A 20,933-nucleotide genomic window follows, 5' to 3' on the forward strand; every position below is an offset into this window, starting at 1 on the left:
ACCGGAGCCGGAGAAAGGAGGACCCGGCGTGAAACCCGCCGCGTTCGCGTACCACCGGGCACACGACGTCGCCGACGCCGTCGGGCTGCTCGCCGAACTCACCGGGCAGGGCCGGGATGCCAAGGTGCTCGCGGGAGGGCAGAGCCTGCTGCCGATGATGAGTTTCCGGCTGGCCCGCCCGAGCGATCTGGTCGATCTCGGGCGGCTCCGGGAGCTGCCGGGCATGGCCGACCTCGGACCCGCCGGATCGTCCCTGCGCCTCGGCGCCATGGTGACCCACCGCCGGGTCGAGCTGGCCGCCGACGAGCTGGGCCCCGGCTTCGCCGTGCTGGCGCAGGCGATGCAGTACGTCGGGCACCTGCCGATCCGCTCCCGCGGCACGGTCGCGGGCAGCATCGTGCACGGCGACGCGACAGCCGAATGGTGCATGCTTGCGCTGCTGCTCGACGCTGTGATCGTCGCCGAGGGTCCCGGCGGGCGCAGGGAAATCCCGGCGGGGGAGATGTTCTACGGGTTCTATGCCACCGCGGTGGAGCCGGACGAGGTCGTCACCGAGGTCCGGTTCACCCGGGCGGCACCACGGGCGGCGCTGACCGAGTTCGCCCGGCGCGCCGGGGATTTCGCCACGGTCGCGGCCGCGGTCAGTCTCGAACCGGGTCCGGACGCCGCACTGCGGGGCGGGCGCGTGGTGCTCGGCGGGATCGCTCCCGCGCCGACCCGGATCCCGGAGGCCGAGCAGGTCCTGGCCGGAGGGACGCCGGGGCCGGAGCTGTTCGCCGAATGCGGCCGGACGGCGGCCGAAGCGATCGATCCGCCGAGCGACGCCCAAGGCAGCGCCGATTACCGCCGTGCGCTGACGAAGACCTTGGTCGCGCGCAGCCTCGGCCAGGCATGGGAAAGGGGAGAAGGCCGATGAGTGGAGACGGCACCCGGTCGCCGCGCTTCGACGGCCGCGGCGGGCGGTGGATCGGTGCCTCGGTACGGCGCCGGGAAGATCCGCGTCTCGTCACCGGCAGGGGACGCTTTGTCGACGACATCCACCTGCACGGCATGCTGCACGCCGGATTCGTCCGGGCCACCGTCGCGCACGGGAGGATCACCGGACTCGATCTCGGCGCCACCCGTGAGGTCGAAGGGGTCGTCGCTGCGTACTCCGCCGAGGATCTCCAGCTCGGCGACATGGTCGCGCTGCTGGATCGGCCGCCCGAGGAGTTCACCCCGACCACGATGCCGATCCTCGCCCGGGGCAAGGTCCGCTTCGTCGGCGAGCCGGTCGCGTTGGTCGTCGCGAAAGACCCCTACGCGGTCGAGGACGGTGTCGAAGCGGCCCAGGTGAGCTACGACGTGCTCGACGCGGTCGTCTCCGAGGAGACAGCGTTGGCCGACGGCGCGCCCAGCGTGCACGAAGAAGCGCCGGGCAACGTGTTGCTCGACGTGACCTCGTTCGATACGCCGGGGGTCGACGAGGCGTTTTCGGTGTCCGAGCATGGCGACGGGTGCATGATCGAACTGGTCACCCGCAGCGGAAGGCAGAACGCGTTGCCGCTCGAGACGCGCGGTGCCGTCGCCTCCTGGGACGACCGTGACGACCAGCTGCTCGTGCAGACCTGCAGCCAGGTGCCGCACCAGGTCCGCACCGTTCTCGCCCGCTCGCTGCGGCTGCCGGAGCAAGCAGTACGGGTGGTGGTTCCGGACATGGGCGGCGGCTTCGGGCAGAAGTGTGTCGTCGGCCGGGAAGAGATCGCCGTGGCTGCCGCGGCGAAGCTCCTGCGCCGCCCGGTGAAGTGGATCGAAGACCGAAGCGAAGCACTCAGCTCCGGGTTCCTCGCGCGCGAACAGCGGTACCGCACCCGTGCCGCGTTCACCGCCGAGGGCGAGCTGACCGCGCTCGATGCCGACATCGTCTGCGATATGGGTGCCTACTCCTGCTACCCGTTCACCGTCGGCATCGAGCCGCTGATGGCCGCGGCGGAAATGCCGTCGGTGTACCGGGTGCCCGCCTACCGTGTACGGGCACGGGCGATCACCAGCAACAAGGCACCCACCGCCCCGTACCGCGGGGTGAGCCGTCCGCAGTACGTGCTGGTGATGGAGCGGATCATGGACCTCGCCGGCCGCAGGCTCGGCCTCGATCCGGTGGAGATCCGCCGCCGCAACGTGATCACCGAGTTCCCGTACCGGGGCATCAACAACGTCACCTACGACCCGGGCAGCTACCTCGAATCGCTCGAACTCGCCGAACGGACCCTGCGCGAGGAAGGCTGGTACGAACTCCGGGAGAAGGCCGCGGCGGAAGGCAGGCACCTCGGCATCGGCTACAGCTGCTTCTCCGAGCGCACCGGCTACGGGTCCGAGGCGTTCGCCAAGCGGAAGATGACCGTCGTACCCGGGTTCGACGTCTCCGAGATCCGGATGGATCTCACCGGCTCGGTCGTGGTCACCAGCGGCACGGTGAACCACGGGCAGTCGCACGAGACGACCTTCGCGCAGATCGTCGCCGAGCGGCTCGGCGTCGATCTCGCCAAGGTCAAGCTGCGCCAGGGCGACACCGAGCGCATTTCCTACGGCTGGGGCACGTTCGCCTCCCGGTCGGTGACCATCGGCGGATCGGCGGTCGCCACGGCCGCGACCCGGCTCGGCGAGCAGCTCTGCGTCATCGCCGCGCATCTGCTGGACACCCGGCCGGAGAACGTCGGGCTCGACGGCGACGGCGGCGTGCTCCAGCTGGACGACCCGGCGAAGCGGCTCTCGTTCGAGGAGATCGCCGACGTCGCCTACCTGCGCAGCCACCTGTTGCCCAAGGAGGCCGAACCCACGCTCACCGCCACCGCGGCGTTCGACGTGCCCGGCGACGGGACGTTCTCCAACGCCACGCACGCGGTGGTGGCCGAGGCCGATCCGGGTACCGGCCAGGTGAAGATCCTGCGCTACGCCTGTGTCGAGGACTGCGGGGTGGTGATCAACCCCAAGGTGGTCGACGGGCAGGCCCGCGGCGGGATCGCACAGGGCATCGCCGGCGCGCTGTTCGAAGCGGTCACCTACACCGAAAACGGGGAGCCCTCGGCCGCCAGCTTCATCGACTACCTCGTGCCGACCGCGACCGAGATCCCGGACATCACCGTGGACCACCTCGAAACCCCTTGTGCGTTCACCGAAAGCGGTGCGAAGGGCGCGGGTGAGGGCGGCACCATCGGAGCACCTGCCGCGGTGCTCAACGCGGTCAACGACCTGCTGTGGCACACCGGCGTGCAGCTCGAAGAAACCCCGATCCACCCGGAGCCGGTGCTCACCGCGCTGGCCGCGGGCGATCGGCAGAAAGCGGGTACCAGCGCATGAGCGAAAAGCAGTTGATCGTCCTGACCGTCAACGACGCCGAGTACGAACTCCTCGTCGAACCGCGGTGGACCCTGCTCGACGTGCTCCGGCACGAGGTGGGGCTCACCGGCACCCACGTCGGATGTGAGCACGGGGTGTGCGGGGCGTGCACGATCCTGGTCGACGGCGAACCCGTGCGGGCCTGCTTGATGTACGCGGTGCAGGCCGAGGGGTACGAGATCCGCACGGTCGAGGCACTCGGCACCCCCGAGCAGCCGAACGACCTGCAACAGGCCTTTTCCGAACACCACGGCCTGCAGTGCGGGTTCTGCACGCCCGGATTCCTGATGCTCGCCGAGGGATTCCTCGCACAGGAGCCCGCGCCGACGCGGGAAGGGATCCGGGAGGCCATGTCGGCCAACCTCTGCCGCTGCACCGGTTACCAGACCATCGTCGACGCGATCGAGGAGACCGCCGCCCGCCGCCGTGGCGAGGCGTCCGGTCCGGTCGCCGAACCCCTCGACCCCGGCAAGGAGACCGTCGGATGATCCTGGAGAACAAGCTCGGCCTCCCCGGCGACCCGGACACCGTGTTCGCGTTGCTCAACGACGTGGAGCGGGTGGCGGGCTGCCTCCCCGGCGCCGTGCTGGAGGGCCGGGACGGCGAGGCCTACCTCGGCAAGGTCACGTTCAAGGTCGGGCCGGTCAAGGCCGCGTACGCAGGCAAGGTCCGCTTCACCGAGATCGCCGAAGCCGAACACCGGCTGCGGCTTTCGGCCCGCGGCGCGGACAGCCACGGCAACGGCGACGCCGAGGCCGACGTCACGCTGACCGTCGTCCCCGATCCGCAGGGCTGTGCTCTGCACCTGCGCACCGACCTCGTCGTGCGGGGCAAGATCGCGCAGTTCGGCAAGGGCGCGATCAGCACCGTGTCCAACCGCATCCTGGCGCAGTTCGCCCAGAACCTCGGTGCTCTGCTGGAAAACGGCGGTACTGCAGCTGCACCTGTACCTGCGGCTGTTCCGGCCACCGCGTCGGCTGCGCCCGCCCCCGCTGCCGACGCGGAGTCGCTCGACGGGCTGGCGATGCTCTTGCCGCCGGATGCCAAACGCTATCTCGCCGTCGCCGCCGTCGGTGCTCTCGGGTTCTTCCAGGGCTGGCTGCTCGGCCGGATCCGTTCCCAGGACAAACTGATCAAGGAGCTGCTGCGTGGACGTGCCTGAAACGACCGGGCTGCACGGCGCCGAAACCGATCGCACCTACGCGCGGGCGGGTTTCGGCGGGGCGGTGCCACGGGGGAATTGCCCGGCACTGCTGGTGGTCGACCTGACGCGCGGTTTCACCGAGCCGGATTTCCCGTTGGGCGCAGACCTTTCGGCCGAGGTCGCGGCAGCAGGGGAGCTCATGCGTGCCGCGCATCGGAGCGGGGCGCCGGTCGTCTGCACGGCGATCAGCTACCGCGACGCCGAGGTACGCGGCGACTCGATCGCCTGGCTGCGCAAGGCACCCGGTATGCGCAGCCTGCTCGAGGGGAGCGCCGAGGTCGCCCTGGATCCGCGGCTGGAGCGCCGCGACGGCGATCACCTGATCACCAAGAAAGGCGCTTCCGCGTTCCACGGGACGAGCCTGGCCGCCCTGCTGACCGGACTGCGCACGGACACCGTGCTGGTGTGCGGTGCCACGACGTCCGGCTGCGTGCGAGCCACCGCGGTCGATGCCCTGCAGTCCGGCTTCGACACCCTCGTCGTGCGGGACGCCTGCGGTGATCGCGCCCGAGGCCCGCACGACGCGGCCCTGTTCGATCTGCAAGCCAAGTACGCCGACGTGATCGACCTCGCCGAGGGCATCGCGACCCTCGATGCGGTCCGCTAGCCGGGAAGGGTTTTCGTATGTCCACTCCCACCGCAAATCCACGCGTGCTCACGCAGCCGGCACTGGCCGAACTGGCGGACGTGCCCGCGACCAGCGTCTGGGTGCGCTCCGGCGAGGTGCGCCTGCACCTGCTCGACTACGGCCCCGCCGACGCCGTTCCGCTCGTCGTGCTGCCGGGGATCACCAGCCCGGCGGTGACCATGGACTTCGTCGCCCGCGAGCTGACCGACCTGGTCCGGCCACTGGTGCTGGACGTCCGCGGCCGCGGCCTCTCCGACGACGCACCCGATGCCGGGCCACTGCACGGGTATCACCTCGACGCCTACGCCGCGGACGTCGACGCGGTCATCGAACAGCTGCGGCTTCCGGCGCCGATTCTGCTCGGGCATTCGATGGGCGCCCGGATCGCCGCCAGGAGCGCGCTTTCCGGCCGGGTCGCGGGTACGGTTCTGGTGGATCCGCCGATGAGCGGTCCTGGCCGGCCGTATCCGACCACAGTGGACACTTTCGCGGCCCAGCTGGACCAGGCCCGGCGGGGGACCGACGCCGACGAGGTGGCCGCGTCGTGGCCACGGTGGCCGCGCCGCGAGCAGGAACTGCGCGCGGGCTGGCTCGCGTCGTGTTCGGCTACCGCGATCGCCGCGACGCACGCGGGGTTCGAGTCCGAGGAATTCCTTCCGCTCTGGGAGAAACTGACCGGTCGCACCGCACTGCTGTTCGGTTCGGACAGTCCGGTGGTGACCGCGGCGGACGTCGCCGGCCTCGGTGCGGTGAACCCGGTGCATCCGCTCGTGGCCGTCGAAGGCGCCGGGCACATGGTCTTCTGGGATCAGCCTGGGCCCGCTCTGCAGGCGCTGCGGGCCGTGCTGAAGGACTTCGTCACCACCGCGCGCTGAGGCCCGCCCGTGCCGGACCGGCAAACCCGGACAGCCCGTATTCGGATCAATTAGGAGGAGGTCGTCATGGACCGGAACCTGTTCAACGACATCTGCTTGCGCCAGCTGACTTTTTCGGGGGTGCACGAGGGGGAGACCGTCGTCGTGCTGACCCGCGGCGCCGAGCGCGCCGAGTACGCGGACGCGTTCCTGTGGGCCGCCCAGCAGCTCGGCGCGGCCACCTACCACCTGCGGCTCCCGCCGCCGGCGAACGCGTCCGGCGCCTGGGCCGTCGGTGACTCGGGGCTGGCCCGGCTGCCGCTCGCGGTGGAGGCGCTCAAGGCGGTCGACATGGTCGTGGACTGCACGTTCCTGCTCTTCAGCGAGGAGCAGTTCGCGATTCAGGGCGCAGGCACCCGGATCCTGACCGCGGTCGAGCCGCCCGAGCTGCTGGCCCGGCTGATGCCCACGAAGCAGTTGCGCGAGCGCGTCGAGATCGGTGCGGAACTGCTGGCGAAGGCCAAGACCATGCGGATCACCAGCCCGCACGGCACGGACGTCACTTACCAGCTCGGCGTCTACCCGACGCTGAGCGAGTACGGCTACACCGACCAGCCGGGCCGCTGGGACCACTGGCCCGCGGCGTTCGTGTTCACCGGTGGCTCCGACGACGGCGTGGACGGGAAGATCGTGCTGGCGCCGGGGGATGTGCTGCTGCCGTTCAACACCTACGTGCAGACCCCGGTAGAGCTGACCATCGAGAAGGGCTTCATCCAGGACATCCGCGGCGGCGCCGGATCGTCCGGCCTGGATGCCGATCTGCTGCGCAGCTACATCGAGTCCTTCCACGATCCCCGTGGCTACGGCATGTCCCACGTCGGATGGGGCCTCGACGAGCGCGCGCACTGGCACGGCCTGACGCAGTTCCCCGGCGGCATGGGCATGGAGCTGCGCAGTTTCTACGGCAACGTGATGTTCTCCATCGGCCCGAACAACGAACTGGGCGGCCCGAACGACACCGCCTGCCACTTCGACATCCCGATGCGCGGCAACAGCCTCTACCTCGACGACGAACTGATCGTCGACGCCGGCGAGCTGACTGTCGAGCAGATGCGCCCGGCGGAGAAGCGATGACCGACCACCACATCGGGATGATCGTCCCGAGCTCGAACCGCACGATGGAGACCGAGCTCCCGCGGATGCTGCGGGCACGGGAGGAGCGTTACCCCGGCGAACGGTTCGTGTTCCATGCCGCCAGGGCGCGGATGCAGCACGTGACGCCGGAGCAGCTGCGGGCGATGAACGCGCAGGCCGAGCGTGCCGCGACCGAACTGGCCGACGTCCGGCCCGGGGTCGTGGCCACCGCGTGCCTGGTCGCGATCATGGCGCAGGGGCCGGGCTATCACTGCACTGCCGAGGATGCGATCACTTCGGCACTGCGGGCCGAAGGTTCGGACGCCCCGGTCGTGTCGTCGGCAGGCGCGCTGCTGTCGGGCATCGCCGCACTCGGCGCGAAGCGGGTCGCGATCATCACGCCCTACCTCAAGCCGCTGACCCAGGCCGTCGTGGAGTACCTGGAGGACGCCGGCGTCGAAGTCGTCGACGCACTGTCGCTCGAGGTTCCGGACAACCTCGCGGTGGCCCGGCTCGACCCGGCCGATCTGCGCGCGCACCACCGCAAGCTCGACCTCGCGGGTGCGGATGCACTGGTGTTGTCCGCGTGCGTGCAGATGCCCTCGCTGTCGGCGATCCAGCCGGTCCAGGACGCCGTCGGCATCCCGGTGCTCTCCGCGGCCACCGCCACGACGTTCCGGATCCTCAGCGAACTCGGGCTCAAACCGGAGGTCCCGGACGCGGGCCACCTGCTCAGCGGCGAGGTGAGCGACCCGGACGCCGCCCACGCCGCGTAGCGGTCCGCGGCACATCCGGCCGGTCAATCCGGCCGGTCACACGGGTGCAGACCGGCCCAGTGGCCGGTCTGCACCCGTGTTTCGGCATCGGCGCGGCTTCCGTGGCCCTCCCGGACGAGCGCGTGGCCGGCACTCCGACCTCCAACAGCATCGGCGACCCGGGGAGAGAGATTGACACCTCCTGCATGCTGCATGCAGGATGGTGATCCTCTGTATCGCCGACCAACGGAGGTTGGGCATGACCGTGCACGCCCCTGTCTCGCCATCCGGCCTGGCCGCAACTCAGCGCCGCAAGGCGATCACGGCGGCGTGTATCGGCAACTTCATCGAGTACTACGATTTCGTCGTCTACGGCTACTTCGCGTCCGTCATCGCGAAGCTGTTCTTCCCGAGCGGTGACACCGCGGCAAGTCTGCTGCTCACCTTCGCCGCGTTCGCGGTCAGTTACGCCGCGCGTCCGCTGGGCGCGGTCATCTTCTCCCACCTCGGCGACAAGCACGGGCGCCGCACACCGCTGGCGGTATCGGTGATCCTCATCGCCGTGTCGACCACCGTCATCGGATTGCTGCCGACCTACGACGCGATCGGCATCGCCGCGCCGATCATCCTCACCGGTGCCCGGATGGTGCAGGGCATCGCCGTCGGGGGAGAGTACGGCGGGGCGACCTCGTTCATCGCCGAGTACGCGAACCGGCGGCGCGGCTACTACACCGGCTGGCAGACCTTCACCATCGGCCTGGCCCTGTTCACCGGTGGTGCGATCGCCACCGTCCTGACCGCGAGCCTGTCCGAGCAGGCGCTGAGCGCGTGGGGCTGGCGACTGCCGTTCCTGGTCGGCGTCCCGCTCGGACTGATCGGTCTCTACCTGCGGATGCGCCTGGACGAGACGCCGCATTTCCTCGCGGCCAAGGAGAACACCGAGGTCGTGCGGGCACCCGTGATGGCCGGTATCCGGCGCCAGTGGCGGTCGTTGCTGATCGGCATGGGGGTGGTCGTCACGCCGGCGATCTGCATTTACGTCCTGTTCGTCTACACCCCGACCTATCTGGGCCAGGTCGTCGGGCACAGCCGGTTCGAGGCACAGGCCGCGAACCTCGCCGGGCTGGCGTTCTACTGCGTGCTGATCCCGCTCTTCGCGCGGTTGAGCGACCGGATCGGGCGCAAACCGCTGATGATCGCCGGCACGGTCGCACTGGTGGTGCTCGCCTATCCGGCGTTCCTGATGCTCGGCAGCGCGCACGTCGCCGTGGTCGTGTCCGGATTGTGCTTGCTGGGACTGGCTTTCGCGCCGCACTCCGCGGTGATGCTGGCCGTGGTCGCCGAACTGTTCCCCACCACCGTGCGCTACACCGGGCTTTCCCTGAGCCTCAACATCCCGGTGACGCTGCTCGGCGGGACCGCCCCGCTCATCGCGACGTTCCTCATTTCGCGTTCGGAAAATACCGCCGCACCGGCATTCTTCGTGATGGCGGGGGCGATCGTCTCACTCGTGGCGGCGCTGGCCGCGCGGGAAACCGCGCATTCCGACCTCATCGCCGCCTAGCAGAACGGAAAGGTGCTTCATGCGAGTGCTCAATGTGGACGGCCGCGCCGTGCTCGAGACCGCGGCGGGCCGGGCCGACGTGGCCACCGCCAGTTCGGGTCGGTTCGGCCCCGATCCCCAGTCCTTGTTCACCGAATGGGACGCCTTCGGTGCGTGGGCGGCAACGGTGCGCCCCGGACCCGGCGGGCCGGAAGGACCGTTGCGATCACCGGTGCCACGGCCGCCGCAGGTCTTCGCGGTGGGGCTGAACTACGTGCGCCACGCCGAGGAGACCGGTCTCGCGGCCGCGACCGCCCGCCCGCTCACCTTCACCAAGTTCCCCAGCAGCATCGCCGGTCCCGATGGCGACCTCGTGCTGTCCGGCGACCAGGTGGACTGGGAGGTCGAGCTGGTCGCGGTCATCGGCAGGCCGGCGCACCGCGTCGCTCCGGAGAAGGCGTGGGACCACGTGGCCGGGCTGACTGCCGGGCAGGACTTCTCCGACCGCGCAGTGCAAATGGCCGGGTCGCCACCGCAGTTCTCGCTGGGCAAGTCGTTCCCGGGTTACGGACCGCTGGGTCCGGCACTGGTGACGCCCGATGAGTTCGACGACCGCGACGACCTCCTCCTGAGCTGCCGGGTCAACGGCGAGACCGTGCAGGAAGGGCGAAGCAGCCTGATGATCCACCCGGTCGCCCGGCTGGTGTCCGCGCTGTCCTGGATCTGCCCGCTCGGCCACGGGGACGTGATTTTCACCGGTACCCCGGACGGCGTCGGCATGGGCCGCAAGCCTGCGCGCTACCTCACAAGCGGTGACGTCGTGGTCACCACCGTCGAAGGCATCGGCACGATGACACATCGCTGCGTGGCCGGTACGGAGGTGCCGGCATGACCCGGCGGCGGGTTCCCCGCTGGCGCGACCTCGCACCGTTGCTGCACCCGAAGCCCGTGGTCCTCGACGGAACCCGCAGGCGGCTCGGCAACGCCGCGACGATCGGCGATCTTCGGATCCTCGCCCGGCGGCGCACCCCGCGAGCGGTGTTCGACTACACCGACGGCGGCGCGCGCGAAGAGACTTCCATGGCGCGCAACCGGACCGCGTTCGAACGAGTCGAGTTCCGGCCGAACGTGCTGCGTGACGTGTCCGATGTGGACACCTCCGCCACGATACTGGGCCGGTCGTCGGCGTTGCCGCTCGCGCTCGCGCCCACCGGCTTCACCCGCATGATGCACCACGAAGGCGAGATCGCGGTGGCCGCCGCTGCGGCGGCAGCCGGTGTGCCCTACGCGCTGTCCACCATGGGCACGACCTCGGCCCCGGCGCTGGCCGAGGCCGTCCCCGACGTGCGCAGGTGGTTCCAGCTCTACCTGTGGCGTGACCGCGACCGCAGCCTCGAACTGATCCGGGCGGCGGAAAGAGCGGGGTACGAGGCGCTCGTGCTCACCGTCGACACGCCGGTCGCCGGATCGCGGCTGCGCGATGTTCGCAACGGAATGACGATCCCGCCGGCACTGACGGCCAAGACCTTCCTGGACGGGGCACTGCGCCCGCGCTGGTGGTTCAACCTGCTCACCACCGAGCCGCTGCAGTTCGCGTCGTTCGGCAGCTGGGAGGGCACGGTCGCCGAGCTGGCGAACCACATGTTCGATCCGTCCGCCACCGTGCAGGACGTCGCCTGGCTGCGCGAAACCTGGCCGGGCAAACTGATCGTGAAGGGCGTGCAGCAGGCAGCGGACGCGCTCGCGGTGGTCGAGGCCGGCGCTGATGCAGTGGTACTGAGCAACCACGGCGGGCGGCAGCTCGACCGCGCCCCGGTGCCGCTGGAGGAGCTGCCGTCGGTGGTGGCGACGGTCGGTGACCGCACCGAGATCTATCTCGACGGAGGTGTGCGCTCGGGAGCCGACGCGGTGGCGGCGCGGTGCCTCGGCGCGACGGCCGTTCTCGTCGGCCGCGCTTACCTCTACGGACTGATGGCGGGCGGGCAGGCGGGTGTCCGGCGGGTCCTGGAGCTGCTCGCGGCCGAGGTGCGGGAGACGATGCAACTGCTGGGCGCGGCCTCGGTCAAGGAACTCACCCCGGACCGGATCCGGCTGCGCTGACGGCGATGCCGGATCAGGCGGTGCGCGACTCCTCGTGGTCGCGGCGCAGCCATTCCCGGCGGACCCGGTCGGCGAGGTTTTCCAGGTGCACCGTCGCGGCGCGCCCGGCGGCCTCGCCGTCACGGGCGGCGAGGGCGGCCACGATCCGGGCGTGCTCGGGCACCGCCTGCAGCTGGTTGGAACTCCACGCGGTCGAATAGGTGGCGAGGATGACCCGCGCCTGCACCCGCTCCAGGTGTTCCACCAGCAGGTCGTTACCGCAGTGGGCCTGGACCTGCTGGTGGAACCGGAGGTCGACGCGCTGCGCGGTGCGGGTGTCGCCCTGGTGCACCGCTTTCTCGAACTCGGCGTGGATATCGCCGAGCAGCTGCACATCACCGTCGGCCAGCTGCGGCGCGGCCAGCCGGGCGGCCAGCCCCTCCAGCGGTCCGCGGACCGCGAGGGCGTCGAGCAGATCGCCGCGTCCCGGCGTGGGCACGAGCGCACCGCCGGGGGTGAGCACCATCAGGCCGTCGGTCGCGAGACGTTCGATCGCCGCTCGCACCGGGCTGCGGCTCATGCCCAGGTCGGCGGCCAGCGACACCACGCTGACCCGTCGTCCGGCGGCCAGAACTCCGTTGAGGATGTCGTCGCGCAGTTGCTGATACGCCAGCTCGGTCAACGAGGCCGGCCGCGTGACCCGCTCGACCATCTGTGCTCCTCCCGACGCCCGCACCCGATCGTGCATGCAGGATACAGTGTCGGATCAGGGCTGTCCGGACACCGGTGGCTTGCGCGGGTCGAGCCGGCCTTCGCTGATCGCGCGTTCCTGGCACGCGGTCTCCCGCTCGACCGCACGGCGGTCACCGCGAACCCGGGCGTCGAACATCCGCGCCGCCGTCGGAGTCAGCACGCAGCTGCCCGGTGTGGCGTGGCTGTGTCCGGAAGGCGGTCCGGAAGTCTCCGGCGGTGTCGTCCGTGCCGCCCCGAGCAAGGTGCCGCCGAACCGGCGCCGCGCGAGACCGCCGCAGGCCGTGCACGTGGCGGTGTCGGGAACCTCGTGCCGTGCCCAGTTTTCCTGACGGTTGGCGCACTTCCGGCAGGCGTACTCGACGAGGATCATCGGCGGCTCACACGTAGCATTCCGGCGCGTGCCGGAACGTCGGCCATTGCGCCGGATCGTGCGGCACCCAGATCTCGGCCTGCCGCGCCGCGGCCAGCTGCTTGATCTTGCGGATCGACCAGACCGCCTGTTCGGTGTTGGCGTCCGGGGACGCGGGCAGCTCCGCCTCGATTGCGGCGGTGCTGTGCACGGTGTCGCCGGTGATGACGAACGACCGCTCGCCCAGCTGCACGAACAGGCTCGCGTTGCCCGGCGTGTGGCCGGGGCAGGCCAGCATCCGGATGCTGCCGTCGCCGAAGAGGTCGAAATCGCCGTCGACCTCGTTCCAGCCGATCTTGCGGATGGGCTCGAAGTCGGCCTGGCGGAAGAACGCGGCGGCCGCGGGGTAGGGCCAGTAGCCGTAGCCGAGCTCTCCGCGCTGGATGAAGAACTTCGCTTGCGGGAACAGGGAAAGCCCACCGGCATGGTCGAGGTGGGTGTGGGAGAGCAGCACGTGCGTGATGTCCTCCGGCCGGAAGCCGATCGCGGCGAGCTGCCGGTCGACGCGCTGGTCCGGGGTCATCTCGATGCCTGCTTCTTCGACCAGTTCGCCGTAGATCAGGTGCGGGTCGTCGGCGGCTTCGGGGACCAGCCCGGTGTCGAACAGGACGAGTCCGCGTTCGTGCTCGATGAGGAAGGACGGCAGCGGCACGGTCAGCTTGCCGGTGCCGCCGACGATCAGCAGGCTGTTCTCGAGGGTCATCCTGGCTCCGTCGAGTGCCCAGAGCCGTTTCGCGTGCGTGGTTGCCGGCATGGTCATCCTCCTTGATGCCGTTCGGGTTTCCCTGGCTCAGGCGGCCGTGCTGCCGCCGTCCACGACGACCGCGGCGCCGTTCATGTGGCGTGCGTCCGGCGACAAGAGATGGGACACCGCGGCGGCGACGTCGTCGACTGAGCCGTACGGCGTCGCGACGGCCCGCTTGACTTCGGCGTTCTCCCCAGGGGCAAGGGCACGGGTGCCCTCGTTGATGGCGCGGATCATGCGCGTTTCGATGGGCCCCGGCAGCACCGCGTTGACCCGTACCCCGGTGCCTGCTGTTTCGAGCGCGGCGACCTTGGTCAGACCGAGTACCGCGTGTTTGCTCGCGATGTAGCCGGCGAGGTTCGCGCGGCCGCGGATCGCCGAGGTGGACGCGGTGTTGACGATCGCGCCGCTACCGGCCTCGAGCATGACCGCGAGTGCGGATTTCACGCCGAGGAACACACTGTGCACGTTCGTCCGCATGACGCGCTCGAACACGTCCTCCGGGTACGACACCAACGGTTGGACCGCACCTTCGATGCCGACGTTGTTGACGAGTGCGCCAAGGCCGCCATACCGGCTCGTCACGCTACGGACGAGTGCCTCGACCTGCTGGTGGTCGGTGACGTCCGCCTCGTGTGCCTGCGTGCCCCCGGACGGCAGGGAGGAGGCGACCCGTTCCGCGGCGGCGCCGTCGCGGTCCACGACGACCACGGTCCAGCCGTCACGGTCGAGGCGACGGCAGATCGCCGCGCCGATCTCCCCGCCTCCGCCGGTGACGATCGCCGCCCCGGCGCTCACGGCGTCCGCCGTTCGATCAGCCGGCGGTCCTCGACCGCGAAACCGCCGCCGTAGACCGGGGTTTTCATCGACTGCGCACTGAGCACTTCCGGTTCGAGTTCGGTGAGCGGGTCGAACCGCGACGGGAGCAACTGCAGATCCACCCGGCCGCGGACCGGCTCGGAATACTCGATCGGGGTACGCCGGTAGACGACATCGGCGTAGGCGACACCGATGCCGTCGGGTTCGGGCAACCGCCGCACGTGCAGCTCCCCGCCCGGCTGCTCGTCGTCATCGGTGAGCCGTACCAGCGGCGCGGCGGGGTCCGGCGTGAAGGAAAACGCGGCCAGCGGGACCGAACGGCGGGTGACCGAACCGGTGACGCTGCCGTCCTCGTCCTCGAAGAACTCGAAATCACAGTCCTTTTTGGTGTACCCGAACAGCTCCCTGCCCGCGGTGATGCCCATCGGATCGCTGCAGTACATGTGGATGTGGGTCTGGGTGCAGAGATCGCGGTACCGGACCGCGACGGTGACCATCAGATCGAACATCCGTCCGCGGTGCAGCGACAACGTGTGGCCGGGCGAGAGCATGAACCGGAATGCGACCCGGTCGTTGACGAGCTCGAAGCCGGTGTCCGCGAGCAGCTTCTCCAGCTTGGCGCGATCGACCCTGGTCATCACCTCGACGGTGTGGATCCCGGTCTCCCACTCCAGCGGATACGCCGGCGAATAGGGCGGGTTCACGCCACCGCCTGGATGCATGTCGAACCGACCGAACATGGAACGTGCCTCCTCGTCGAAACAGCTGCGGTCATCCTGCATGCAGCATGCAGACGTGTCAAGGCGTGCCGGTTCGCCGACCGGGCGTACTCGGCCACGGTCGGTGGGTCCGGTTCGGCGGTCGGCGGGCGGGCTCGTTCAGCTGTCGCCGGTCTTGTCCGGTACCACGACGAAGCTGATGATGTGCCGGGTGCGTCCGTCGCCGGGGCTGGTTGCGGTCCGGCGGGCCACCACCGCCTCGAGCTCCTCGACGAGGTCGGCGAACTCCTCGTCGGTCAGTGCCACCGCGCCCTGCCGGTAGAGGACGCCTTCACTGGCCGGTTCCGCGTCGTCGCGGGAGACGTACCGGTCGAAGTCGGACATCAGTGCACCGGTGAAGACCCTGAAAGCGCGCCGATGCTCGTCTTTCGTCATGGTCGTGCGCGCGTTCTCGTCGACCAGCGCCTCCTCCTGGCGTACCCGGTAGCTGCGCTCGATCGTGCCGCGCACCGGCCGTTCCCGCACCACCTCCAGGACCTCGGCCTGGGTGAGTGCGGCGACCTGCCGGTACATGGTCGCCGCGGAGACGTCCGGGAGCCGCTCGCGCAGCTGGGCGGTGGTCAGCTCGCCTGCGCCGAGCAGCGTCTGCATGATCCGCATCCGGACGGGGTGGAGAAGAAAATCCGCGGTCGCCATGCCCCCATGCTCTCACATCTGATAACGTTCTCAACATTGATAAAAGTGAGAACGGGAGAGCTTCTTGTTCGACACCGATCTGGCGGTGTCCGCGACCGACGGCACCCTTCTTGCCGGCACGCTGACCCTGCCCGCCGGATCCGGCCCGCACCCCGCCGTCGTGCTGCTGCACGGCTCCGGCCCGGTGGATCGTGACGGCAATGCCGGAAAGCTGGTCCAGAACCTGGGCGCGCCACTGGCGACCGCCCTTGCGGCACAGGGAATCGCGACCCTGCGCTACGACCGGCGCGGCGTCGGCGCCACCCCCGGCCGCTGGCGGACATCCGGCTTCACCGGCAACTGCGAAGACGCCGCAGCCGCCGTCCGCGCGCTGTCCGCCCATCCGGCGGTCGGCTCGGTCGGGGTCGTCGGCCACAGCGAAGGCGCACTGCACGCGATGACCCTCGCCGCTCGTGCCGACGTGCGGGCAGTCGTCCTGCTGGCCGGGTTCGCCGGCCAAGGCGAAGATGCCTTGCGCCGGCAAGCACGCTCGGTCTTCGACGGCCTGCCCGCGCCCGTCCGCCTGCTGCGTCGTCCGCTGGGCGCATTGGGCAACCGCGTACTGGCGAAAGTGAAAAGAACCGAAACCGACGTCGCCCGCATCGCCGGACTGCCGCTCAACGTCCGCTGGATGCGCGAAATGCTGGCCCACGACACCCGTGCCGAGCTGGCCGCCATCAAGGTCCCCGTCCTGGCGGTGACCGGCGGCAAAGACCGTCAGGTGGATCCCGCGGACCTGGCGGAGATCCACCGCCTGGTTCCGGCGGGGGCCGAAACCCACCGCGTCCCCGACCTCACCCATCTCCTGCGCCGTGATCCGGGCAGGCACCGGATCGGCTCCTACCGCCGTCTCCTGCGCGAGCCGGTCGATGCCGACCTGCTGGCTCTCGTCGCCGGCTGGCTGGCCGCCCGGCTCACGCACTGATGCACGGACCGCAACCCCTTACGTATCAAGGAGTTTTGTCATGTCCACCGGCTCTCCGATCCCCGTCCGGTACCGCACCGATCTGATCCTGTTCTTCGCACTGGCCTTCGGGCTGAGCTGGGCAGCGTGGTTGATCACCGCCGGCATCGGCCGGCCGCCGACCCCGGGCTCCGCCGCGTTCCTGCCGTACGTGTTCGGCGCTTTCGGTCCGCTGCTCGCCGGTGCGGTGGTCCGGATCCGCCGTGCCGTGCGCAAGGAACCCGCCCCCGGACACGCGATCCGGTTCCGCCCTGGTTCGCTGCTCTGGGCACTGGCGCTGCTGGTACTGGCGTCCGCCATCGTGCTGGCCAGTGCGTTCCTGGCGCACATCGCAGGCGGTGGCCCCGCGCCGAGCCTCGATTTCGCCGCGACCGTGATCAAGCAGAACCCGCTCGGCCCGGTGGCCTTCTTCGCCACCATGCTGATCACCGGCCCGCTGTCGGAGGAACCGGGCTGGCGCGGCACCGCCTACCCGAGGATGCGCGCGTCGGCCGGCCGGTACCGGGTCAGTGTGCTGATCGGCGTGATCTGGGCGATCTGGCACCTGCCGCTGTTCTTCGTCACCGGAACCGTGCAGAACCAGCTCGGCCTTGCCACGCCGAGCGGTGTCCTGTTCACCGTCAGCGCGATCCCGATGGCAATGCTGGTCTGTTACGCCTACGAACGGGCCGGCGTGCTCGCGGCGATCGCGGTGCACTTCGCGACCAACACGACGATGGTCCTGCTCGGCGTCAGCGCACCGGTCGTGCAGGCGATGATCCTGGGCATCCAGGCACTGGTCGCGATTGCCCTCCTCGGCGCGGTGCGCCCCGGCCGCCGGACGACGCCGGCCGCCGTGGTCAGTCGACCTCAGTCCTGACTTTCGAAAGCTGCTTGACAGATCGAATGTGCCCGACGTACACAGGAGCCCTGCGATGGAGCAGGAGAGGTGACATGCGGGACACGGTGCACGATGTGGTGGTGGTAGGTGCCGGGCCGGTCGGGCTTGCGCTGGCGCGCATGCTCGGGTTGCGTGGCCACGAGGTGCTGGTACTGGAACGCTGGCCGGAACCGTATGCGCTGCCGCGGGCGGTGCATTTCGACGACGAGATCGGCCGGATCTTCCAGAACCTGGGGCTGGCCGACGAGGTCCGCGGGCTGTCCCAGCCGGTGCCGGACCATTACGAATGGCGGAATGCCGCAGGGGACGCGCTGGTCCGGATCGACTGGTCGGGGACCGCGGACTGCGGGTGGCCGACCGCGAACTTCTTCTGCCAGCCCGAGCTAGAGCAGGTCCTCGCCGCAGCGGTGGCGGCGATGGACAACGTGACGCTCCGCCGCGGCGCCGAAGTGGTCGAGCTTGCCGACACCGGCGAGGAGGTGGAGGTCGCCTTCACCGGCACTGCAGGCGGAGAGTCGCGCACTCGCGCTCGATTCGTGGTCGGCTGCGACGGCGCGAACAGTTTCGTGCGGGAGCGGCTGGGCACCACGATGGCTGATCACGGCTTCTTCTACGACTGGCTGATCGTGGACACGATCCCGCTCGACGATCGGGTGTGGTCGCCGATGAACTGGCAGCTGTGTGATCCGGTGCGTCCCACCACGGTGGTCTCCGGCGGACCGGGCAGGCGCCGGTGGGAGTTCATGCGGCGGCCGGGGGAGACCAGGGCGGAGCTCAACACTCCCGAGAAGGCGTGGGAGCTGCTGGCCGCATGGGATCGCACGCCGGAGAACACGAAACTCGAGCGGCACGCCGTCTACACCTTCGCCGCCCGGTGGGCCGAGAGCTGGAACCGTGGCCGGCTGGCCATCGCGGGTGACGCGGCGCATCAGATGCCGCCGTTCGCCGGGCAGGGCATGTGTTCCGGGCTGCGGGACGTGGCGAACCTGTCCTGGAAGCTGGACCGGGTGCTGAGTGGACTGTCCGGCATCGACCTGCTGGACACCTACACGAGCGAGCGCCGGGTGCATGTGCAGCACGCGATCGCGATGTCCATCGCGCTGGGCAAGGTCATCTGTGTCCTGGACGAGGAACAGGCCGCGCAGCGGGACGAGCGGATGATCGCCGGTGGCGCCGACCCGGTCCGGGTTCTTCCGGTGACCGAGCAACCGGTCCTCGGCGCCGGGGTCACCGCCGTCGAAGGTGACGTTGCCGCTCTGCGCGGCACTTTGGCGCCGCAGTATCCGGTCGAGCGCGAAGGCCACCGGGACCTGCTCGACGAGGTGACCGGATACGGCACGCTGCTGCTGGTGCACAGCGATCGCCCGGCCGCCGAGGCCGAACCCGCATCGTATGGTGCCTGCCGCGACGCGGGCGTGGTGATGCTGAGCGTCGGCGCGGCCGGCACCTCGGATCTGGCCGACCCCACCGGCAACTGGGCACGCTGGTTCGCCGCCGAGGGCGTCACGGCCGTGCTGCTGCGGCCCGACCACTACATCGCCGGTGCGGTTGTCCGGCCGGCGGGAATTCCCGCACTGGTGAACCGGTTCCGCGAAGCCGTGCAAGCCACCGGCAGCGCGGAAACACGCCCGCTGCCTGCCTGACCATTGGCCACGTATTGCAGGTACTGTTTCCTGTATGGCAGGAAACAGTGGTGCTGCACCGCGGGGTTCGGGTTACCGGGAGCGGAACTCGACGGCGGACCGCGCGTTGGACATCCTCGGCATGTTCACCGAGGAGCGTGCGGTCGTCTCGGGTGCCGAGGTCGCCGAGCAGCTGGGCACCTCGCGTTCGACGGCCTACCGTTACCTGCAGAGCCTGGTGACGAACCGGTTCCTGGAGGAGGCGCCGGCCGGCGGGTTCCGGCTCGGTTTGCGCGTGCTCGAACTCGCCCGGGTCGCGCGCCGCGCGTTCGGCCTCTCGGACGTCGCCATGCCCGTCATGCAGCGGCTGGCCGCGCAGGCCCGCGAGTCCGTGCTGCTGACGCGGCGGTCGGGGGATCTGGTGGTGTGCCTGGATCGGGCGGAGTCGGTGGCGCATTCGGTGCGCATTTCCTATGAACGGGGCAGTGTTCTTCCGCTGAACGCGGGTGCGTCCGCACTGGCGCTGCTCGCCTGGGAGGAGCCGGCCACCCTGCGCGATCTGCTCGGACGTGCGCAGCTTTCGTCGTTCACGCCGAACACGGTGACCGATGTCGACGCCTTGGTGAAGCGGCTGGAAAAAATCCGCCGGGCGGGATACTCCGTCACCCGTGGCGAATTGGACAACGAAGTGCTCGGTGTCGCCGCGCCGATTCGCGACGAGTCCGGCGGGGTGGTGGCGGCGCTCAGCGTCGCCGCGATCGCCGCGCGTGTCCCCGCCTCGCGACAGCCCGGGATCGTCGCCGCGGTTCGCGCGGCCGCCGGAGAGATCAGCGAGCGGTTGATCACGGTGGCCGGCTGACCTGCCGGGCAGTCGCCGGTCAGGCTTCGCGCCGGACCCGGTTGGTGAGCGAGCCGATGCCGTCGACCTCGACCGTGATCTCGTCCCCGTCGCCGAGGAACAGCTGTGGGTCGCGGCGGTAGCCGACGCCGCCCGGCGTACCGGTCAGGATGACGTCGCCGGGCAGGAGCGTGGTGAACTCCGAGACCGTGGCGATCAGGGTCGCGACGTCGAAGATCAGCCGGGACGTGTCTGATTCCTGGAGCTTCCTGCCGCCCAGCACGGTGCGGATTCCGGCCGCGGAAACGTCCGCCTCCGCGGGGGTGACGAGGTACGGCCCGAGCGGAGTGGAGCTTTCCCACGCCTTGCCCTGCAGCCATTGATGGGTCTTGTACTGGTAGTCCCGCATCGTGACGTCGTTGGCGACTGTGTAGCCGAGGATGTGCCGGGCAGCCAGTTCGCGCGGAATCCGGCGTCCGGCCCGGCCGATCACCACGGCCAGCTCCGCCTCGTAGTCGACCTGCTCGGACTCGGCAGGCAGCAGGATGTCGTCGTGCGCTCCGATCAGGCTGGCGGCGAACTTGGTGAACAGCACGGGATAGCCGGGCAGTGCACGACCGGTTTCGCCGACGTGCGCGCGGTAGTTCAGGCCGACGCAGATGATCTTGTCCGGATGGGGGACAACGGGACGCAGGCGGACCTCGCTTGCGGCGACGGCCTGCTCCGGTCGTTCGGTGGCGGCCGAGAGCACCTCGGCCGGGGTGTCGCGACCGAGCTCGGACAGCCCCTCCAGCGGGATCAGGCGGTCGCCTGCGGCGGTTTTTTCCACCCGGCCGACGCGGTTGTTGCCCTCGTGGGCATAGGTTGCGTAGCTCAT

The 20,933-nt window shown here is 69.9% G+C and carries 22 protein-coding genes; 15 read left to right on the top strand and 7 right to left on the bottom strand.

Annotation, left to right across the window (positions count from 1 at the left end; genetic code table 11):
• Positions 1 to 28 precede the first annotated feature (28 nt).
• From ABD793_RS37890 to ABD793_RS37940, 11 genes are all read left to right on the top strand, one after another.
• Positions 29 to 916, top strand: coding sequence for an FAD binding domain-containing protein (locus ABD793_RS37890; protein ID WP_344868333.1), 888 nt, complete (start codon positions 29 to 31; stop codon positions 914 to 916).
• Positions 913 to 3,336, top strand: a complete 2,424-nt coding sequence (locus tag ABD793_RS37895) for a xanthine dehydrogenase family protein molybdopterin-binding subunit (RefSeq protein WP_344868334.1) — start codon at positions 913 to 915, stop codon at positions 3,334 to 3,336. Before ABD793_RS37890 ends, ABD793_RS37895 begins: the two co-directional genes overlap by 4 nt.
• Entirely contained in the window at positions 3,333 to 3,863 is a 531-nt protein-coding gene (locus ABD793_RS37900) for a (2Fe-2S)-binding protein (RefSeq protein WP_344868336.1), read from the top strand. The genes ABD793_RS37895 and ABD793_RS37900 overlap by 4 nt, the downstream gene beginning before the upstream one ends.
• A complete protein-coding gene (locus ABD793_RS37905; RefSeq protein WP_344868338.1) occupies positions 3,860 to 4,537 on the top strand; it encodes an SRPBCC family protein in 678 nt (225 codons plus the stop codon). The genes ABD793_RS37900 and ABD793_RS37905 overlap by 4 nt, the downstream gene beginning before the upstream one ends.
• The gene (locus ABD793_RS37910) at positions 4,524 to 5,186 is read left to right on the top strand and encodes an isochorismatase family protein (protein ID WP_344868339.1); all 663 of its coding nucleotides are present in this window, start codon (positions 4,524 to 4,526) and stop codon (positions 5,184 to 5,186) included. Before ABD793_RS37905 ends, ABD793_RS37910 begins: the two co-directional genes overlap by 14 nt.
• A gap of 17 nt (positions 5,187 to 5,203) precedes the next feature.
• Positions 5,204 to 6,082, top strand: coding sequence for an alpha/beta fold hydrolase (locus ABD793_RS37915; RefSeq protein ID WP_344868341.1), 879 nt, complete (start codon positions 5,204 to 5,206; stop codon positions 6,080 to 6,082).
• Between the two features lie 66 nt (positions 6,083 to 6,148).
• Positions 6,149 to 7,195, top strand: a complete 1,047-nt coding sequence (locus ABD793_RS37920) for a 2,5-dihydroxypyridine 5,6-dioxygenase NicX family protein (RefSeq protein WP_344868343.1) — start codon at positions 6,149 to 6,151, stop codon at positions 7,193 to 7,195.
• Positions 7,192 to 7,971: a maleate cis-trans isomerase family protein gene (locus ABD793_RS37925; RefSeq protein ID WP_344868345.1), complete on the top strand. Its 780-nt coding sequence runs from the start codon at positions 7,192 to 7,194 to the stop codon at positions 7,969 to 7,971. The genes ABD793_RS37920 and ABD793_RS37925 overlap by 4 nt, the downstream gene beginning before the upstream one ends.
• Before the next feature lie 238 nt (positions 7,972 to 8,209).
• Positions 8,210 to 9,514 carry an MFS transporter gene (locus tag ABD793_RS37930; RefSeq protein WP_344868347.1) on the top strand — a complete coding sequence of 435 codons (1,305 nt, stop codon included), beginning with the start codon at positions 8,210 to 8,212 and terminating at the stop codon, positions 9,512 to 9,514.
• 19 nt (positions 9,515 to 9,533) lie between these two features.
• On the top strand, positions 9,534 to 10,385 hold the full coding sequence (locus tag ABD793_RS37935) for a fumarylacetoacetate hydrolase family protein (RefSeq protein WP_344868349.1): 852 nt from the start codon (positions 9,534 to 9,536) through the stop codon (positions 10,383 to 10,385).
• Positions 10,382 to 11,593, top strand: coding sequence for an alpha-hydroxy acid oxidase (locus tag ABD793_RS37940; RefSeq protein WP_344868350.1), 1,212 nt, complete (start codon positions 10,382 to 10,384; stop codon positions 11,591 to 11,593). The genes ABD793_RS37935 and ABD793_RS37940 overlap by 4 nt, the downstream gene beginning before the upstream one ends.
• A 13-nt stretch (positions 11,594 to 11,606) precedes the next feature.
• Here ABD793_RS37940 and ABD793_RS37945 read toward each other — a convergent pair whose 3' ends face one another.
• The 6 genes from ABD793_RS37945 to ABD793_RS37970 form a co-directional block, all read right to left on the bottom strand.
• Complete coding sequence (locus ABD793_RS37945; protein WP_344868352.1) at positions 11,607 to 12,284, bottom strand: GntR family transcriptional regulator; 678 nt, start codon at positions 12,282 to 12,284, stop codon at positions 11,607 to 11,609.
• 54 nt (positions 12,285 to 12,338) lie between these two features.
• Positions 12,339 to 12,695 (bottom strand): FmdB family zinc ribbon protein, encoded by a 357-nt coding sequence (locus tag ABD793_RS37950; protein ID WP_344868353.1) that lies wholly within the window; start codon positions 12,693 to 12,695, stop codon positions 12,339 to 12,341.
• Between the two features lie 7 nt (positions 12,696 to 12,702).
• Positions 12,703 to 13,488 carry an N-acyl homoserine lactonase family protein gene (locus ABD793_RS37955; RefSeq protein WP_344868354.1) on the bottom strand — a complete coding sequence of 262 codons (786 nt, stop codon included), beginning with the start codon at positions 13,486 to 13,488 and terminating at the stop codon, positions 12,703 to 12,705.
• A 36-nt stretch (positions 13,489 to 13,524) separates the two neighbouring features.
• Positions 13,525 to 14,277 carry an SDR family NAD(P)-dependent oxidoreductase gene (locus tag ABD793_RS37960; protein WP_344868356.1) on the bottom strand — a complete coding sequence of 251 codons (753 nt, stop codon included), beginning with the start codon at positions 14,275 to 14,277 and terminating at the stop codon, positions 13,525 to 13,527.
• On the bottom strand, positions 14,274 to 15,038 hold the full coding sequence (locus ABD793_RS37965; RefSeq protein ID WP_344868357.1) for an acetoacetate decarboxylase family protein: 765 nt from the start codon (positions 15,036 to 15,038) through the stop codon (positions 14,274 to 14,276). Before ABD793_RS37965 ends, ABD793_RS37960 begins: the two co-directional genes overlap by 4 nt.
• Before the next feature lie 138 nt (positions 15,039 to 15,176).
• Positions 15,177 to 15,713 carry a helix-turn-helix domain-containing protein gene (locus ABD793_RS37970; protein ID WP_344868358.1) on the bottom strand — a complete coding sequence of 179 codons (537 nt, stop codon included), beginning with the start codon at positions 15,711 to 15,713 and terminating at the stop codon, positions 15,177 to 15,179.
• Between the two features lie 64 nt (positions 15,714 to 15,777).
• On the opposite strand from ABD793_RS37970, the gene ABD793_RS37975 reads away from it, so the two are divergent.
• The 4 genes from ABD793_RS37975 (at position 15,778) to ABD793_RS37990 (ending at position 20,077) form a co-directional block, all read left to right on the top strand.
• Positions 15,778 to 16,677, top strand: a complete 900-nt coding sequence (locus ABD793_RS37975; protein ID WP_344868359.1) for an alpha/beta hydrolase — start codon at positions 15,778 to 15,780, stop codon at positions 16,675 to 16,677.
• Positions 16,678 to 16,717: 40 nt separating this feature from the next.
• The gene (locus ABD793_RS37980) at positions 16,718 to 17,575 is read left to right on the top strand and encodes a CPBP family intramembrane glutamic endopeptidase (RefSeq protein ID WP_344868361.1); all 858 of its coding nucleotides are present in this window, start codon (positions 16,718 to 16,720) and stop codon (positions 17,573 to 17,575) included.
• Positions 17,576 to 17,649: 74 nt separating this feature from the next.
• Positions 17,650 to 19,239, top strand: a complete 1,590-nt coding sequence (gene mhpA, locus ABD793_RS37985; protein WP_344868363.1) for a bifunctional 3-(3-hydroxy-phenyl)propionate/3-hydroxycinnamic acid hydroxylase MhpA — start codon at positions 17,650 to 17,652, stop codon at positions 19,237 to 19,239.
• Positions 19,240 to 19,273: 34 nt separating this feature from the next.
• Entirely contained in the window at positions 19,274 to 20,077 is an 804-nt protein-coding gene (locus ABD793_RS37990; RefSeq protein ID WP_344868365.1) for an IclR family transcriptional regulator, read from the top strand.
• 19 nt (positions 20,078 to 20,096) lie between these two features.
• Here the strand turns inward: ABD793_RS37990 and ABD793_RS37995 are convergent, their stop codons facing one another.
• Positions 20,097 to 20,933, bottom strand: coding sequence for a fumarylacetoacetate hydrolase family protein (locus ABD793_RS37995; protein WP_344868367.1), 837 nt, complete (start codon positions 20,931 to 20,933; stop codon positions 20,097 to 20,099).

The organism is Amycolatopsis ultiminotia (assembly GCF_039536925.1).
Lineage (GTDB): Bacteria > Actinomycetota > Actinomycetes > Mycobacteriales > Pseudonocardiaceae > Amycolatopsis > Amycolatopsis ultiminotia.

Coding starts and splice junctions, on each gene's coding strand:
- mhpA (WP_344868363.1), top strand. CDS start 17,650: ATGCGGGACACGGTGCACGATGTGGTGGTGGTAGGTGCCGGGCCGGTC.
- ABD793_RS37965 (WP_344868357.1), bottom strand. CDS start 15,038: ATGTTCGGTCGGTTCGACATGCATCCAGGCGGTGGCGTGAACCCGCCC.
- ABD793_RS37900 (WP_344868336.1), top strand. CDS start 3,333: ATGAGCGAAAAGCAGTTGATCGTCCTGACCGTCAACGACGCCGAGTAC.
- ABD793_RS37980 (WP_344868361.1), top strand. CDS start 16,718: ATGTCCACCGGCTCTCCGATCCCCGTCCGGTACCGCACCGATCTGATC.
- ABD793_RS37970 (WP_344868358.1), bottom strand. CDS start 15,713: ATGGCGACCGCGGATTTTCTTCTCCACCCCGTCCGGATGCGGATCATG.
- ABD793_RS37995 (WP_344868367.1), bottom strand. CDS start 20,933: ATGAGCTACGCAACCTATGCCCACGAGGGCAACAACCGCGTCGGCCGG.
- ABD793_RS37990 (WP_344868365.1), top strand. CDS start 19,274: ATGGCAGGAAACAGTGGTGCTGCACCGCGGGGTTCGGGTTACCGGGAG.
- ABD793_RS37950 (WP_344868353.1), bottom strand. CDS start 12,695: ATGATCCTCGTCGAGTACGCCTGCCGGAAGTGCGCCAACCGTCAGGAA.
- ABD793_RS37945 (WP_344868352.1), bottom strand. CDS start 12,284: ATGGTCGAGCGGGTCACGCGGCCGGCCTCGTTGACCGAGCTGGCGTAT.
- ABD793_RS37895 (WP_344868334.1), top strand. CDS start 913: ATGAGTGGAGACGGCACCCGGTCGCCGCGCTTCGACGGCCGCGGCGGG.
- ABD793_RS37940 (WP_344868350.1), top strand. CDS start 10,382: ATGACCCGGCGGCGGGTTCCCCGCTGGCGCGACCTCGCACCGTTGCTG.
- ABD793_RS37935 (WP_344868349.1), top strand. CDS start 9,534: ATGCGAGTGCTCAATGTGGACGGCCGCGCCGTGCTCGAGACCGCGGCG.
- ABD793_RS37905 (WP_344868338.1), top strand. CDS start 3,860: ATGATCCTGGAGAACAAGCTCGGCCTCCCCGGCGACCCGGACACCGTG.
- ABD793_RS37925 (WP_344868345.1), top strand. CDS start 7,192: ATGACCGACCACCACATCGGGATGATCGTCCCGAGCTCGAACCGCACG.
- ABD793_RS37920 (WP_344868343.1), top strand. CDS start 6,149: ATGGACCGGAACCTGTTCAACGACATCTGCTTGCGCCAGCTGACTTTT.
- ABD793_RS37930 (WP_344868347.1), top strand. CDS start 8,210: ATGACCGTGCACGCCCCTGTCTCGCCATCCGGCCTGGCCGCAACTCAG.
- ABD793_RS37955 (WP_344868354.1), bottom strand. CDS start 13,488: ATGCCGGCAACCACGCACGCGAAACGGCTCTGGGCACTCGACGGAGCC.
- ABD793_RS37915 (WP_344868341.1), top strand. CDS start 5,204: ATGTCCACTCCCACCGCAAATCCACGCGTGCTCACGCAGCCGGCACTG.